This window comes from Nonomuraea mesophila (assembly GCF_004352805.1).
In the GTDB taxonomy this organism is placed as follows: domain Bacteria; phylum Actinomycetota; class Actinomycetes; order Streptosporangiales; family Streptosporangiaceae; genus Nonomuraea; species Nonomuraea longispora.
The window spans coordinates 17,633-32,353 of record NZ_SMLD01000003.1 but is presented as its reverse complement, the minus strand read 5'-3'; the positions used below and the strand labels follow the sequence as shown (position 1 = coordinate 32,353).

The window sequence follows — 14,721 nt, the reverse complement described above, 5'->3', positions numbered from 1 at the left end:
TACCACCCATCCGCATCGAGGACGAATAGGTGGAGACTTTACTGGCGGTTACGTGCTCAAATCTGTTCATATGGCGGCAAATCTGTGACCATTGCGCGAACGTTTCGTCCACATGTGCAAGGGTGTAAGCAGGGATGTCAAGCTCGTTTCACGGCCGTGCCTTCGATCGTCAGCAGCGGATCCTCAGCTACGTCCGGAGCGAGGGCCGCGCGGTCGTCTCCGACATCGCCGACCTGTTCTCGATCTCGCCCGCGACGCTGCGCCGCGACCTGCGGGCGCTGGAGGCGCAGCGGCTGATCGCCCGGTCCTACGGCGTCTTCTACCCCACGGACATCGGCCGTTACGAGACGCCCGTGGAGCACCGGCGCAAGGCCAAGACCGAGGAACGGTTGGCGATCGCCGAAGCCGCGGTCGCCATGATGGTCGACGTCGACACCGTGTTCCTCGACGAGGGAGCGCTGCCGGAGGATCTCGTCGGGCCGATGCGCCGGCTCCATCGGATGACCGTCGTCACCCGATCGCTGACCATCGCCGCGGAACTCAACCGTCAGACCGACCACGACGTCATCATGGTCGGCGGCCGGCTACGAGCGAAAACCATGGGCACCGTCGACCGATGGGCGACCGCGATGCTCGCGGAACTGAACGTCGACCTCGCCTTCATGGGCACCAACGGCCTGTCGCTCGAGCGGGGGCTGACGACTCCGGACCCGGCCGTGGCCCAGGCCAAGACGGCGGCGCTGCAGGCGGCCCGCCAGACCGTGCTGGTGTGCGAGCACACCAAATTCGGGGTGGCCAGCTTCGCCAAGTTCGCCGACATCGAGCAGCTGACCTATGTCATCACCGGCAAACAGCTGTCCCGAGCCACCGCACAGCGCTACAGCGCGTCCGGCCCCAGAGTGCTGCGCGTCTAGCCGGTCGCTCCGCCCGCCGCCGCCTCATCGCAGGCGGCGAGCGAGTTCGCCCAGTACGTCCGGCCACGCGCCGGCGAAGTCGTCACGAATCTCCGCCGTTGGAAAACCCTGCTGGACCAGACGGATCCGCTGCCCGTCCGACGCGGTGCCGATCGTGATCTCCACTGTGGTGGCGAAGCGGGGGGCATCCTCGTAGATCGCGGTCATGTCGTAGGCCAGCCGGTGTGGCCGCTCGACAGCCGTGATGACACGCTCCTCCCGGAACGCCGGCCCGTCCGGTACCTGGAAGCCCACCGACCAGCGCCCGCTCGGTCTCAGATCGAGCTCGGAGTCGGTCACCCAATCCGGCCGTCGGCTGTCGTACAACGCGATGAAGGCGTCGAAGATCGACTCTGCCGGCGCGTCGATCACGCGCGCAACGTCGAGGGTGTACTGCCCCTTCGGTGGCTGTTGGCTGCCGTTCACGATGTCCTCCTGACTGCTCGGCGTCCGACGGATGGGACCATGCGCGACGGGAAAACTCATCGCCGCCAACGGCCGGCGGCCCGGCACCCGTCCCGAGCCACCGCGCAGCCGGTCCCGTAGCGGATCGTTCCTGACGCCGGGAGCGGGCAGCGTGAGGACGCCGCCATCGGCCGGGGAACCGGACGCGCCCTGACGCAACGGTCCGACGTCTCACGCGTTCGCCAGCCGTTCCCTCACCCGCTCGCTGTCGGCCCGGCGATGCTGGCAGTCGTACAGGCTCAGCGCATCACGCCAGGCGGCCCGCGCCTCGGTGTCCTCGCCGAGTGCCTGATGCGCGTCGCCCAGGCACACCAGCGTGTCGGCGCTCTGGAACGCATTGCCGGTGCCCTTACGCAGGTCGAGGCACTGCCCGTAGTACTCCAGCGCGCGCTCGTGGTCGCCCCGGTGGAAGGCGAGCTTGCCGAGGCTGTCGAGCGTGGCGGCCTCGCCGTCGCGGTCACGGTGCCGGCGGAAGATCGTCAGGGCCTGCTCGCAGGCGTCGCGGGCCGCCTCGTGCTCGCCGAGTTGCAGGCGGATCCAGCCCACGGCGCCGAGGGCACTGGCCTCCCAGATGGGGTCACCGGCCGCGCGCTGGAGCCGCAGCGCGCATTCCGCGTGGCCGAGGCCCCGCCGCGGCTGCCCGCGTACGCTCCACATCCAGCCCATCGTGTGGTGCACCTGGGCGAGCAGAGGCCGGTCACCGGCCTGTTCGAACAGCTCCAGCGCCCGCTCCAGTGACTCGACCGCCTCGTCGATCCGGCCGCGCGTCGCGTACGCGTACCCCGTGTGCCAGAGGACGACGGCGGTGGTGTGCGGGTCGTCCAGGCGTTCGGCCGCCGTCAGCGCGAGCCGCCAGGCGGCGAGCCGCTCGCGGGTGTGGAAGCGGCGCAGCAGAAAGGTGTTCATGCCCCAGGCCAGGTGCCAGGCCGCCACGTTCAGGCCCAGTTCCAGGGCCAGCGGCTGCGCGGCCAGCAGGCACGGCAGCTCGGCCTCGAACCAGCCCAGCGCCGCGGCGGCGTCCTCGAAGGCCGGCACGTCCGCCGCCGCCTGAGGAACCGCGATCACCGGACGGTACGGGGAGAGCACCCGGTCCGCGGCACGGGTCATGGCCGTGTAGGTCTCGACCAGGCGCACCAGGGCCTGATCCCGCGTCTCCGGCGGCAGGCCGGCGGCGGCCCGCTCGGCGGCGTAGAGCCGGACGAGGTCGTGCATCCAGTACCGGCCGGGGGAGAGCTGCCGGACCAGGTTGGCCGTCTCCAGCATGGACAGCAGCGCGCGGGTCTCGGCGTTCGGCAGCCCGGCGAGCGCGGCCGCCCCCGGCACGCCGATGTCCGGGCCGGGGGCCGTCCCCAGCAGCAGGAACAGCCGGGCGGCCCGCGCGTCCAGTGCCGCGTACGAGGAGGCGAACACCGCGCGCAGGCCCGCGCCCAGGTCGTCGGTCTGCAGCGCGTCGAGCCTGGTGGCCGGATCGCGCAGTTCCTGGGCGAGCACGGCCAGGGGGAAGGCGGGCTGCGCGCTGGCGCGGGCGGCCAGTACGCCCAACGCCAGCGGCAGGCCACCGCTGTGCTCCAGCAGCGCGGCGGTCGAGGCGGGGTCGTCGGCCAGCGTCTGCGGGCCGACGTGGTGGGACAGCATCCGGTGCGCCTCCTCGTCGGAGAAGGCGCCCACCTCCAGCAGGCGGGCCGAGTGCGTGGCGTGCAGGCTCACGAGCCGGTTGCGGCTGGTCACCAGTACCGTGCAGCCCGGCCTGCCCGGAATGAGCGGTGTCACCTGGGCGCTGTCCGCGGCGTTGTCCAGGACGACCAGCAGCCGGCGTTCGGCCAGTACCGACCGGTACAGCGCGGCCCGCGCCTCCTGGTCCGCGGGGATCACCGTGGGCGGCACGCCCAACGCCGTCAGGAAATGGCGCAGTACGGCGCTCGGGGACAGTTGCTCCTCGGCGTTGTCGAAACCGCGCAGGTTCACGTACAGCTGACCATCGGGGTAGCGGTCACGACGGGTGTGCGCCCAGTGCAGCGCGAGCCAGGTCTTGCCGATGCCCCCGGGCCCGCTGATCACCGCTACGCCCACGTTGCCGGCGCCGCAGGCGAGGTGCAGGTCCAGCTCACGCAGCTCGCCGCTCCTGTTGGTGAAGGCGGCGGGCGCCGCTGGAAGCTGGCCGGGCACGGGCAGGAAAGTCTGCGGCGCAGGCTCGTCCTGTTGCCGTGGCGGGGCCGGGTCGGAGCGCAGGATCTGCCGCTGCATCTGCTGCAACCGGTCGGTGGGCTCCAGGCCCAGCTCCTCGACCAGCCGGGCGCGGAACTGCCGGTAGACCTCCAGCGCCTCGCCGCGCCGCCCACCGTGGTGCAGCGCCTCCATGAGCTGCCCGTGCAGGCGTTCCCTGAGCGGGGCCTCGGCGGCCAGCGCGCGCGCCTCGGCGACGACCTCGGTGTCCCTGCCGAGCTCCAGCAGCACCGACTGCCGCTCCTCCAGCGCGTCGAGCCGCAGCCCGTCCAGCCACTCGGCCTGCGCCTCGGCGAACGAGCCGCTGATCCCACCCAGCGGCGGGCCCTGCCACCAGCCCAGAGCCTCGTCATAGTGGACGAGCGCCTCCTCACACCGGCCTCCGGCCATCGCCTCCCTGGCCAGCGAGACCTGTGACTGGAAGCAGGCGAGGTCGAGCCGGCCGTCGCCCAGCCGTAACGTGTAGCCCGGCCGCTGCGTACCGATCACATCGGCGCCCAAGGCGGCGCAGGCGCGGCGTACCTCGGAGATCAACATCCTGACCCGCGAGTCCGGGTTGCGGGGCAGCGTCTGGTCCCAGACCGCCTCCGCCAGGCGCTGCGTCGAGATCACCCGATCGGCCTGCAGCAGCAGCGCCGTGAGCAGGGCCGCCTGCTTGCCGCGGAAGGCGACCCGCCCGGCGCCCGCCTCCAGCTCGACGGGCCCGAGGAGGCGGAAGAGGAACTCCGGCACCCTGCTGTCTTGCCTTCCCGCCAGTGGCTCCTGGCCCTCCCCGCCTCCGGACATCGTACGAGTCTATGGCCGAGGCCCCGATGCCTGACGATCAACCGGCCGGTCGGGCGGCGGGCGGAAAACAGGCGGAAATCAGGCACGCGCTTCATACGATCAGACCGAAATTCCGTGATGAGAGCCGCAGGAATTGGCGCTTTTCTTTCGGGAGAAGCTCCAGGAATCGAAAGGATCGCCGTATGAGAAGTGTCGTCAAGCGTGTCTCGCTGGGCATGTCGGCCGCCGTCGCCGCCGCCGCGATGGTGACCATCCTCGCTCCGGGGCCGGCCTCCGCGGAGGTGATCGTCCGGTGGTACCCGTACACCACCGCAGGGGCGAAGTCCTGCAACACCGCCGCCAACGCCGCAGGCCCCGAGTACTACTGCACGGTGGTCACCATCGGTGGCACGAGGGTGTACGCACTCGCGCGGCCGTGACCCCGGGGCCACTTCCTCCGGGAAGTGGCCTCGCCACCCGCTTCCTGGGCCGGGCCGGCCAGCCCTCGGCTCCGCATGCGACCGACTGCGCCGGTCGTACAAGAACGTCCATGGACATACCGATGATGGTCACGATCCGCAGCCATGGCCCGGCACGCCACCGCACGCCGGCGAGATGTCTGACGGCAGCATCCGGGTGGGCCGCGTGATCGTGCTGGTGCGGGGCTAGGACGAGGCCGGGCGAGCGGTGGTCAAGCGGCTCCGGTCCATGGTTTCACCCTGACCGCCGTCACGCTCACCCCGGCAACGTCCGTGGATTCAGGCTGGGCCCAGCTCCTCGCGGGCGAGCACCGGACGCTTCCGGACGACGCGCCGCCACCACACCCCTCGCCGCATATCGCGCAGATCGAGGTCGATCGTGTGGCCGTACGTCGCCGGAAGCCGCTGCGCGCCGATGCCCAGCGCAACCGTGAGGCCCTGCTCGCCAAGGCTCGGGAAGTCATCGACGCCGGAACCTTCCTCGACCTGCGCCACGACGATTTCGCCCGCCTGGCCGGTGTGGGTGTCGGCACGCTCTACCGCCGCTTCCCCACCCGGGAGGCGCTGGTCGCGGCGGTCTGCCGCGAGGAGGTCGCCGCGCTGTGCGACCGCGCCCGCCGGCTGCGGGCCACGATGCCGGCAGAGGAGGCACTGACGGCCTTCCTGCGTGGCAGGGTCGACCAGTGGGTGCCGGTGCCGTCATGATGGCACTGCACGGCATCGGCGCAGCCCATGACCGCCCCGGCCGGCGGGCCGAGGCCGACGGTGTCATCACCCTCGTGCTGGACGGACTGCGCCGTTCACGTTCGATGGAGCATGGGCGGATGCCGTCGAAGTGGCGCCCGACGCCCACTGATCGTCGCCTCTCGAACCTGAGCGACCGACAGTGGAGCTGATCGGGGTTTCGCTGCCCGAGCCGGACCCCGGCGGCCGTCCCGGGAAACACTCACGCGATTTCAGGCGTGCCTGCCAGACATGGTTCTGAGGGAGTGGGAGAAGTGGAAGGCGAAGGGGACGGCCGGCGGCCCGACCGCCAGCCATCCCCGGGCCTTTGCTAGATCGCGGCCTTGTCCAGAATGGCGGCCACCTCATCGGCCCGGAACACGAACCCCGCGTGTGAGGTGTCCAGGGTGTGCACCTCGTACGGGTTGCCGGGTGTCAGGGCGTCCGCTTCGGCGATCAGCCTGTCCTGCATGGCCACCGGGAGAGTCCGGTCGCCGGTCAGGCGGATGTAGGTGCGGGCGACGGTGCCCCATGAGGCGGCGTCGACGCGGGCGTCGGCCGTCATCACCGCGATCGATTCGTCCGGCTGCAGGATGGTGAGGAACGCACGGAACTGCTCGTCGCTGACGTCTGCCATGGTGGCGGCCTTGAGCGCGTCGAGCAGTTCCACGTCCGCGGTGCGGTAGTTGGCCCGGCCGACACCGAGCTGAGCGGGGTCGCCGACGTTGAACGCGGCCAGCGGGCCCATCAGGCTGTCGGCGAACTCGGGCTCCTGCATGTACTCGATCGGGTTGGCGCGCTGCACGCACGACCAGGCGGAGATGTAGACGAGCCGATCCACCAGTTCGGGGATCGCGTTGCCCACGCCGCTGATGGTCAGGCCGCCGAGGCTGGCCGCCACCAGCACCACGGGCCCGTGCCCGGCCACGCGGCGAACCACGTCGGTGACCGCGTCGACGTTGTGCTGCAGGGTGACGCCGGCCAGCGTGGACGGCTCCACCGCCCATGCCTCGAGGTCCTGGGGGGCCTGGTAGGCGACCGGGTACTGCGCGTCGAGGCCGTGGCCCGGCAGGTCGACGGCGTAGCTGCGGTGGCCGAGCAAGGTCAGCTCACGCTGGACGGAAGCCCACATGAAAGAACTCGTGCCGGAACCGTGGACCAGCACGAACGTAGGCGAGGACGAGCGGTTGAAGGTGGATCGCATGAAGAACAGTCCGTTTCGTTGGAAGGCATGGCGAACATGCCTGCGTTGCCGGGAACGGCATGCGGCTGCCGGATGAGAACGCGACAGGACAGGCCGTGAGATGAAACCGGCGGTCGGCTGCGGGCGGAACCCCTGTGGTGCGCGGCCTCTGTGCCCAGCACCTATCTGCGGGATCGCCTCAAAGGCGCTGGTCGCTGAACGACCGGCGGGCAGACCGCCTCAGGCGTTACGAAGACGGATGAACTTCTCGATCATGCCTGAAAGCGTATCAGCGGTGGGTGCCGCGCATGCCAACGGGCTGCTGCGCATCATCCGGCGCGGCGCGGTGGGCAGCCTGATCCGTCCCTGCATCGCCTGGCGACACTTGTGCGCGGCGCCGGCCCCTGCGGTGGGCAGCGGGCAGGGCGGTCACTCGTGGCAGGGGATGCCGGAGACTTCGTGGTCGGCGTGGAAGAGAGCCTCCCCGATCAGGGCTCGAACGTGTGCGTCGCGGGCCCGGTAGAGCACGCGGCGGCCTTCTCGCCGGGTCTGTACGAGCCCGGCCAGCCGGAGCTTGGCCAGGTGCTGGGAGACCGAGGGTCTGGCCACGCCGATGGTGCCGGCCAGTGAACCGACGTCGAACTCGTCGACCGACAGCAGCCACATCAGCCGCAGCCGGGTGGCGTCACTGAGCATACGGTTGCCGGGACCGCGTTCTCGGTCGGCCGGCTGGCGGTGATGATGTATCTGCCGCTGGCTCTTCTGGAACGGGACGCGCCGGAGTGGTTGCCGGGTTTGGCTCTGGCGGGCGCGGCCGTGCTGGCGCCGCTCGGTTTGTGGGCGTTCGGGCGACTGCTGGCCGGGCGCTCGCATCAGGTGACCCTCGGCGCGGGAACACTGCTTCTGGGCGTGCTGGCGCTCGTCATGGCCGTGGCCACCACTCCCTCGCTCACCATCGCCGCCTATCTCGCCTGCACCATGGTCAATGGCGTGATGCCCGGCCGCTGGCAGTCGGCGGTCGCCGATGCCGCGCCGGAAGCCGATCGGCCGCGCTGGTTCGCCTTCCAGGGATCGTCATGGGGCGTGGCACAGCCGGCCGTGCCGCCGCTGGCCGCCGTGGCCGGCGCGGTAACAGGGGCCATGGGGGCCGGGGCGTTCCTGGCCGCGGGCGCGGCGTTCCTGCTGGTGCCGTTCATCCTGCGCCGTACTCCGGCCTGAGGTGGATCAGGGCTGCGCCGGCAGCGCCTGACTCCGACCGCGAGCGCGACGTGGTCGCCCTGCTCGGCGCGGGCCTGTCCAACGCCGAGCTCGGCCGCGGACCGCATCTCAGTCGAGGGCGCCGTCAAGGTCCACGTGGACAGGCTCGGCGTCCGGAACCGGGTGGAGGCGGTGGTGCCGGCCTATGAGGCGGGCCTGGTGGACCGCTCGTAGATTCGGCACCGGCGCCATGCCCGAGATCGGCATGCTTTTCCGCGTGCTACAGCAGGCGATCGTTCAGGGCGGCCGCTTGCTGTCGGGTCGCCGTGAGGAAAGCGTGCCGGAGTCGCTGGTGGTGTGGGTTCTCGCTGCTTGCGGGGGTGTGGTGCTGGTAGAGGTGCCAGCAGGTGTGGATGCCGTGGTGGCCACGGCAGGGCCGATCAGCTGATGGAGTTGCTGCTGCACGCGTACCACACCAAGGGGCGCAACGTGGCCGACGCGCAGGTCCTGCGGCGCCTGGGCGGCGAGGGCGGGCTGGACGGCGGGCAGGTGCGCGCTGTTCTGGACGGCGACGACTACGCCGCCGAGGTACGCGCCGATCGGCGCCGGGCGGCGGAGCTCGACGTCACTGGGGTGCCCAGCCTCGTGATCGACGGCCGCCGCCCGGTCTCCGGAGTGCAGCCCGTGGCCGAACTGCGAGCGCTCCTGCGCAACCAGCCGCCGGTCCACCCGGCGTTCTGACCAGCCTCACCTTCCGGGGTGTTGCGTATGCGGCTCGTCCAGAAGGGCCTCTGGGCCGGCGGGGTCCCAGGTCACATGAGGCGAACCCGTCAGCGCAGTGGTGTCGAGGTACCTGGGATCGAGGACGCGCTCGGTGAACTTCCAGCCGTCCGGGGTGCGCTGGTAGTGGTCGTGGAACATGCCGTACATGACGACCGGCCTGCCGTCGCGTTGGCGACCGAGCTCGAAGACGGATTCCCGGCCGGTCGCGGTGTCACCATCGAGCTGGATCGAGCCCGGGTGCACGTTCTGCACCCAGAACTCCCACGCGCCCTGCAGCCGTTCGATACCGGCGCGGATCTCCTCCCGCCCGATGAACTCGACGCCCGCCGGGGGGATCCGCCACACCGCGTGCCTGGTGAACAGCGCCGCGAAACGGTCGTAGTCGCCCATCATTGCCGCGTCGGCGTGTTCGCCCCGCAGTGTCTCGATCTCGACGCGGTCGGCGATGGTCTGCAGATCTCTCATCGTTTTCCTCTCTTCTGCGAACGTGACGGATGACGCTTTCGGGCGCCTGCCGGGGGGTGCTGCAGGGTTCAGATCATCGACGAACGAGTCCGGTACGTCGGGACAGCCGGCGAACATGACGCGGGTCACACCGCAGTGGCGCATTGGCGTGTCGGCTCCGTCGAAGTCTCAGTCAACGGGCTTGTCGAGCCAGGAGCCGTCGAGCATGAGGGTGCGGCCGCTGAACTCCGCCAGAGAATTCCACGCGAGGATCCGCTTGGGGCGCAGGCGGATGTACAGGAACACGTCCGGGGAACTGCGGGGGTCTGTCGATACCTCCGCGTACGCCTCCGCTGAGGCGACGTCGATGTCGGGCACGTCGACCAGAACCGCGTCGGCATCGATCAGGACGACGTCAGCGGTGTCTCCGATCGCCAACCGCGCCGTTGGCCTCGCCCGCAGGTTCGAGACCGTGCGACTGCGGCGGAAGGTCGCGGTGGTCAAGGTCGAGCCGTCCCAGACGTAGGCGACCGGGATCAGATGTGCCCCGCGACCGTCGCTCCCGGTGGCCAGCCACATCTGGAATCCGCTGCTCAGACGGCCAAGGGTGTCGGCTCGTCGCCGTGGGAGGTCGCGCGCCGGCGGCGGGGTTGCTGAGGACATGGTTACTCCTTCATGACGTTGACATTCTGAAGACGAACGACGAGGGACGGATTCGACGTCGCCCACGAGAAGTCCTGCCTGCGAGGGGAACAACTCCCACGGACACCCATCAGTCGTTGAGCATCGCCGGATCGCGGCTGTGGAGGTGCTCGGAGTCCGCGATCAGATCGAGCTCGTGCTCGTTCACGGGTCACATTCCTCCGGCGCGGCAGGTCATTGTCTATGACTCGCGAAAACGTCGCGGGGTGACCAGCAGAGTGACGACCACGCTGGACGGTGAGCCCGTGCGGCCGGCGTCGTCGTCTCCACCAAGGGGAGGAATCATGTCCGCACGCATCCCGTCTTGGCTGCGCACCGCCTTTTACTGGGTTCTGGCCGCAGAGTTCTAGGTCGGCTTCGTCACCAAGTTCTGGCCCGGCCCGACATTCTTCGGCCCGGCCTACGCGGTGAAGTTCGCCGATTGGGGGTTTCCCCCCTGGTTCAGATTCATCGTCGGCGCGATCGAGCTGATTTGCGCGATCTTGCTGGTCACCCCATCCGAACGGTTCAGATTCATCGGCGCGGCAGGGCTGGTCTTCCTCCTTACCGGCGCGGTCACGACGCACCTCATCGACGACGCGCCCCTGTACGAAGAGGTCTCGGCCCCCATCCACCTGGTGCTCACGGCCATGGCCGCCCTGGCGAACTGGCCGGCTGACTGGAAAGACCTCATACGCCCGCGACGGAATGGAGATGCCGCGCCGTCCCGCGTACGGGGAGTACAGCCCAGCAACCGATGATCGGCGCCGTCGACTCCCTCAACCCGCGTATGGCGATCCGGTCGCGGGCCTGCGATGACGCGAGCGCGGACTATCGGGTGAGGCTGGTCGGCTGCCTGAGCCGCGTCAGCTTCCGCGGGTTCGCCACCGCGTGGATCCGGCTCACCCGCCCCTCCTCCACGACCAGACTCACCGCGGCCACCTGGCCGTCGGTCTCGACCCGCCCGGCGGGCGCGCCGTTGAGCCAGACGGCCGACACCGTCCGGTTGGGAAGCGCGAGCGACTCCGCGACGAGTGCGGCCCCATGGATCGGAGCCCGGGCCGCGGACGGGAGCCCGCCGCCGTCGACGATCAGGACCACGTCCGGCGCCAGGACCTCCATCAGCTCCTTGACCTGCCCGGTGCGCACCGCGGCCAGGAACCGTTCCACCACGATCTGCTGCTCCGACCGGCTCACCCGTACCCGGGGCTGCCGGGCCGCGACCCGGTCGCGGGCGCGCCGGGCGATCTGCCGCACCGTGGCCGGTGACTTCTCGACGGCCTCGGCGATCTGTCCATAGGGCAGCTCGAAGACCTCGCGGAGTACGAACACCGCACGTTCCGTCGGCGCGAGCGTCTCCAGCACGGTCAGCATCGCGATCGAGACGTTCTCCACGAGGTCGAGGTCGTCGGCGACGTCGGGACTGGTCAGCAGCGGTTCAGGCAGCCACTCGCCGACGTAGTCCTCGCGGATGCGCGACAGCGTGCGCAGGCGGTTGAGCGCCTGCCGGGTGACGATCCGGACGAGGTAGGCCCGCGGGGCGCTCACCTGCGCGCGGTCGACACCGGCCCACCGCAGCCAGGACTCCTGCAGGACGTCCTCCGCGTCGACCGCCGACCCGAGCAGCTCGTAGGCGACGGTGAACAGCAGGCTGCGGTGGGTGAGAAACGGGTCCTCGGTCATCGTGTCCCTGGTCACGCCGCCGGCGCCGCGCCGGACTTCTCGGGGGCCTTGGCCAGCGGAATCTCACAAGCTTCGGAGAATCCCTGAGAGGTGACCCCGTTCGCCACGTTGGCCCTGGTCGCAAGGTTGGCGTAGGCGATGTACGTGGTCAGTTCGACCATCGCCGCAGGGCCGAGCCGCTCCAGCAGGCTCGCGTACTGCTCGTCGGTGACGGTCAGCGGTGTGGCGGACATGGCCTCGGCGTACGCCATCACGTCCCGCTCCAGCGGGGTGAACACGTCCGAGGTCCGCCAGCGCGGCACCTGGCTGGCCTTGACCAGATCCAGGTCGTCGTTCTGGGCCTGGAAGTAGCCGACGTCGAGGCACCAGCTGCACCCGATCTGTGCCGCGACGGCCATGTGCGCGAACGACTTGAGGCTCGCGTCGGCCGCCTCCCACGCGCCGGCCTTGGCGCCGAACTCCAGGTTGTCACGGGCCAGTGCGGGGCTGTTCCACAGCACCTCGACGTTCTCGGGCACGCTGCCGAACTGCCTGATCATGTTGTCCCTGAGGTCGGCGGGAAGCTCGGCCCTGGGAACGCGAAGCGCCATGACGTTCTCCTGTAGGTGTGCGTTCTGGCTGTACGACATGAAGACACCGCCGGGTCCCCGAATGTGACAGCGGAGCCGAGGTGACACCCTTTCACTGCTGGTCGGGCCGGCTCCTGTCGATCGAGGTCAGGCGGGCGGCGGCATCGGGGTCCGCTTCACGGATGCGGTCCAGCAGGCGGTGCAGCAGGGCGCGGAGAGTCTCGAAGTCCTCGGGGCTGGTCAGTTCGGCCCACCGTTGCTCGATCAGGTCTCCCGCGCCGGCCGCCAGCGGCTGGACCGCTTTTCCCCGTTCGGTGAGCACGACCAGCCGCGACCTGGCGTCGTGGGGATTCGGGTGGCGTTCCAGGTAGCCCGCCCGTTCCAGCTGGTCGACCGATTGCGCCATGGTCTGTTTGCGCACACCGGCGCGGAGAGCCAGGTCACGGACCTGGATTCCCTCCGGCGGGACGAACGGGAACACCTTGGCGTCCCCGGAGCGGATGTCGCCGAAGCCCGCCTCGGCAAGGGCCGCCTCGATGCCGGCGGCGTACTCGCGGTGGAGCAGGCGCAGCAGCAGCGAAAGTCGCAGCCGCTTCGCGGAGGGGTCTCCGTTCATATTGACAGGCACCTGTCTAAATCTCATAGTGGTCAGATACCTGTCCAGTATCCCGTCTCTCAGGGGAGCCAGTCATGCCCACCGCACCTGTCCTCAATTCGACGATCTTCTACCGGGAGGTCGGCGCCGGGCCGGCCACGACGGTCTTCCTGCACGGAAATCCCACGTCGTCGTATCTGTGGCGGCACATCCTGCCCGTCACCGGAGCGTTCAGCCGATGCCTCGCGCCCGATCTGATCGGCATGGGGGAGTCCGGCAAACCCGACATCGCCTACAGCTTCGCCGACCATGCCGACTATCTCGACGCCTGGTTCGATGCGCTCGGCCTCGACCGGGTCGTGCTGGTCGGCCATGACTGGGGCGGCGCGCTCGCCTTGGACTGGGCCGCCCGCCACCCCGGCCGGGTGAGCGGCATCGCGTTCACCGAGACGATCGTGAAACCGATGTCGTGGGAGGAGTTCCCCGCCGACGCCCGCCCGCTGTTCGCATCGATGCGCACACCAGGGGTCGGCGAGCAACTGGTGCTGGACCAGAACGCCTTCATCGAGCAGGCGTTGCCGCGTACCGTCCCCGGGCTGAGCGAGGAGGACCTGGCGGTCTACGGCCGGCCGTACCCGACCCGGCAGTCCCGGGTTCCGTTACTGCAATGGCCGCGGGCGATGCCGCTGGACGGGGAGCCCGCCGAGGTCGTCGCCAGAATCGACGCCTACGGCCAGTGGCTGGCGGCCAGCGCGGACGTACCCAAACTCCTGCTCGCCTTCGAGCCCGGCCCTGGCCAGATGATGAGCTGGCAGATCATCGACTGGTGCGCCGCCCACATGTCCGCTCTGCAGATCGAGACGCACGGAACGGCCGGTCACCACACCCCCGAGGACCAGCCCGAGGCCATCGCCGCCTCGCTCGTCGCATGGCTGGACAAGCACGTGCTGCGGGCCGGCGGGGAGGGCCGAGGGTGATGCGGGCAATCCGGCAACATGCGTTCGGCGGCCCCGAGGAACTCCGGCTGGAGGAGCTGTCCGACCCCCACCCGGCCGGTGACCAGGTGCGGATCCGGGTCGAGTCGGCAGGTGTCCACCTGCTGGACACCGTCATCCGCCAAGGCGGAGGCGGGCCGCGGGTCGCGCCGCGCCTGCCCATGACACCGGGCCGGGAGGTCGCCGGAACGGTCGACGAGGTCGGCGCCGTCGCCGACGCGGCTCTCCTCGGGCGGCGCGTCGTGGCCGATCTCGGTCCGGCCGGCGGCGGATACGCCGAACTGGCGCTGGCTCCCGCGGCGGCCGTCCACGTCCTGCCGGACGGCGTCGACGCCGACTGCGCCGTGGCGATGGTCGGCACCGGCCGGACGACCATGGCGATCCTCGAACTCGCGGCACCGACCGCCGCCGACGTCGTCCTGGTCACCGCGGCCGCCGGGGGAATCGGGACCCTGCTGGTCCAGGCCTGCCGTTCGGCCGGCGCGACGGTCGTCGGTGTCGCGGGAGGTCCCGGCAAGGTCGCGCTCGCCCGCCGGACCGGCGCGGACCACGCCATCGACTACACCCGGCCCGGCTGGCCCGACGAGGTACGCCGAGCGGTGGCGGGCCGCCCGGTGACGCTCGCCCTCGACGGGGTCGGCGGCCGGATCGGCCGAAGCGCCCTGGAACTGCTCGGCGTCACCGGACGCCTGGTGATGTTCGGCTCGTCCTCGGGATCCCTGACGGAACTGTCCACCGGCGACCTGTTCAGCCGCGGCATCAGCGCCGCCTCTGCCATCGGCGCCCGCATCCTCCAGCGCCCGGGCGGCATCCGGACACTCGAGCGCGATGCCCTCGAAGCGCTCACCCAGGGACGACTCGCCCCCGTGATCGGTCAGCGGTTCGCCCTCACCGACGCGCCCGCCGCCCACATCGCCCTGCAATCCCGCGCCACCACCGGAAAAACGGTCCTGCGCCCATGACACCCGACGGCCGGGACCGGA

Annotated in this window: 19 protein-coding genes; 10 read left to right on the top strand and 9 right to left on the bottom strand. The window is 70.3% G+C overall.

Annotated features, from left to right (window positions below):
- Positions 1–134: 134 nt before the first annotated feature.
- Entirely contained in the window at positions 135–914 is a 780-nt protein-coding gene (locus tag E1295_RS01950) for a DeoR/GlpR family DNA-binding transcription regulator (protein WP_132627896.1), read from the top strand.
- Between the two features lie 24 nt (positions 915–938).
- Here E1295_RS01950 and E1295_RS01945 read toward each other — a convergent pair whose 3' ends face one another.
- The gene (locus tag E1295_RS01945; RefSeq protein WP_166427029.1) at positions 939–1,379 is read right to left on the bottom strand and encodes an SRPBCC family protein; all 441 of its coding nucleotides are present in this window, start codon (positions 1,377–1,379) and stop codon (positions 939–941) included.
- A 210-nt stretch (positions 1,380–1,589) separates the two neighbouring features.
- Positions 1,590–4,427: an AfsR/SARP family transcriptional regulator gene (locus E1295_RS01940; protein WP_132627894.1), complete on the bottom strand. Its 2,838-nt coding sequence runs from the start codon at positions 4,425–4,427 to the stop codon at positions 1,590–1,592.
- 182 nt (positions 4,428–4,609) lie between these two features.
- On the opposite strand from E1295_RS01940, the gene E1295_RS01935 reads away from it, so the two are divergent.
- The 3 genes from E1295_RS01935 (at position 4,610) to E1295_RS49920 (ending at position 5,781) form a co-directional block, all read left to right on the top strand.
- Positions 4,610–4,846: a hypothetical protein gene (locus tag E1295_RS01935; protein WP_132627893.1), complete on the top strand. Its 237-nt coding sequence runs from the start codon at positions 4,610–4,612 to the stop codon at positions 4,844–4,846.
- Positions 4,847–5,158: 312 nt separating this feature from the next.
- On the top strand, positions 5,159–5,590 hold the full coding sequence (locus E1295_RS49925; protein ID WP_246079784.1) for a TetR/AcrR family transcriptional regulator: 432 nt from the start codon (positions 5,159–5,161) through the stop codon (positions 5,588–5,590).
- On the top strand, positions 5,587–5,781 hold the full coding sequence (locus E1295_RS49920; RefSeq protein WP_220448500.1) for a hypothetical protein: 195 nt from the start codon (positions 5,587–5,589) through the stop codon (positions 5,779–5,781). Before E1295_RS49925 ends, E1295_RS49920 begins: the two co-directional genes overlap by 4 nt.
- Positions 5,782–5,939: 158 nt before the next feature.
- Here E1295_RS49920 and E1295_RS01925 read toward each other — a convergent pair whose 3' ends face one another.
- Positions 5,940–6,812, bottom strand: coding sequence for an alpha/beta fold hydrolase (locus E1295_RS01925; protein ID WP_132627892.1), 873 nt, complete (start codon positions 6,810–6,812; stop codon positions 5,940–5,942).
- Between the two features lie 408 nt (positions 6,813–7,220).
- The gene (locus E1295_RS01920; RefSeq protein ID WP_132627891.1) at positions 7,221–7,487 is read right to left on the bottom strand and encodes an ArsR/SmtB family transcription factor; all 267 of its coding nucleotides are present in this window, start codon (positions 7,485–7,487) and stop codon (positions 7,221–7,223) included.
- A gap of 42 nt (positions 7,488–7,529) precedes the next feature.
- Between E1295_RS01920 and E1295_RS01915 the strand changes: the two genes are divergently transcribed.
- The 3 genes from E1295_RS01915 to E1295_RS01905 all read left to right on the top strand — a co-directional run bounded on the left by E1295_RS01915 (position 7,530) and on the right by E1295_RS01905 (position 8,729).
- Positions 7,530–8,009, top strand: coding sequence for a hypothetical protein (locus tag E1295_RS01915; RefSeq protein ID WP_132627890.1), 480 nt, complete (start codon positions 7,530–7,532; stop codon positions 8,007–8,009).
- Positions 8,010–8,238: 229 nt separating this feature from the next.
- Positions 8,239–8,436 carry a hypothetical protein gene (locus E1295_RS48430; protein WP_166427026.1) on the top strand — a complete coding sequence of 66 codons (198 nt, stop codon included), beginning with the start codon at positions 8,239–8,241 and terminating at the stop codon, positions 8,434–8,436.
- Positions 8,436–8,729 (top strand): DsbA family oxidoreductase, encoded by a 294-nt coding sequence (locus tag E1295_RS01905; protein ID WP_246079782.1) that lies wholly within the window; start codon positions 8,436–8,438, stop codon positions 8,727–8,729. The genes E1295_RS48430 and E1295_RS01905 overlap by 1 nt, the downstream gene beginning before the upstream one ends.
- Before the next feature lie 6 nt (positions 8,730–8,735).
- Here the strand turns inward: E1295_RS01905 and E1295_RS01900 are convergent, their stop codons facing one another.
- A complete protein-coding gene (locus E1295_RS01900; RefSeq protein ID WP_132627889.1) occupies positions 8,736–9,236 on the bottom strand; it encodes a nuclear transport factor 2 family protein in 501 nt (166 codons plus the stop codon).
- A gap of 168 nt (positions 9,237–9,404) precedes the next feature.
- Complete coding sequence (locus tag E1295_RS01895; protein ID WP_132627888.1) at positions 9,405–9,878, bottom strand: pyridoxamine 5'-phosphate oxidase family protein; 474 nt, start codon at positions 9,876–9,878, stop codon at positions 9,405–9,407.
- 446 nt (positions 9,879–10,324) lie between these two features.
- On the opposite strand from E1295_RS01895, the gene E1295_RS01890 reads away from it, so the two are divergent.
- Positions 10,325–10,657, top strand: a complete 333-nt coding sequence (locus E1295_RS01890) for a DoxX family protein (RefSeq protein WP_220448499.1) — start codon at positions 10,325–10,327, stop codon at positions 10,655–10,657.
- A 70-nt stretch (positions 10,658–10,727) separates the two neighbouring features.
- On the opposite strand, the gene sigJ is transcribed toward E1295_RS01890, so the two are convergent.
- The 3 genes from sigJ to E1295_RS01875 all read right to left on the bottom strand — a co-directional run bounded on the left by sigJ (position 10,728) and on the right by E1295_RS01875 (position 12,764).
- Complete coding sequence (gene sigJ / locus E1295_RS01885) at positions 10,728–11,579, bottom strand: RNA polymerase sigma factor SigJ (RefSeq protein ID WP_132627887.1); 852 nt, start codon at positions 11,577–11,579, stop codon at positions 10,728–10,730.
- Positions 11,580–11,590: 11 nt separating this feature from the next.
- Entirely contained in the window at positions 11,591–12,169 is a 579-nt protein-coding gene (locus E1295_RS01880; protein WP_132627886.1) for a carboxymuconolactone decarboxylase family protein, read from the bottom strand.
- Between the two features lie 91 nt (positions 12,170–12,260).
- Positions 12,261–12,764 carry a MarR family winged helix-turn-helix transcriptional regulator gene (locus E1295_RS01875; RefSeq protein WP_132627885.1) on the bottom strand — a complete coding sequence of 168 codons (504 nt, stop codon included), beginning with the start codon at positions 12,762–12,764 and terminating at the stop codon, positions 12,261–12,263.
- Positions 12,765–12,838: 74 nt separating this feature from the next.
- Here E1295_RS01875 and E1295_RS01870 point away from each other — a divergent pair, with 74 nt between their 5' ends.
- Entirely contained in the window at positions 12,839–13,720 is an 882-nt protein-coding gene (locus tag E1295_RS01870) for a haloalkane dehalogenase (protein WP_132627884.1), read from the top strand.
- Positions 13,720–14,700 carry a zinc-binding dehydrogenase gene (locus tag E1295_RS01865; RefSeq protein WP_132627883.1) on the top strand — a complete coding sequence of 327 codons (981 nt, stop codon included), beginning with the start codon at positions 13,720–13,722 and terminating at the stop codon, positions 14,698–14,700. Before E1295_RS01870 ends, E1295_RS01865 begins: the two co-directional genes overlap by 1 nt.
- The last annotated feature ends 21 nt before the right edge of the window (positions 14,701–14,721 follow it).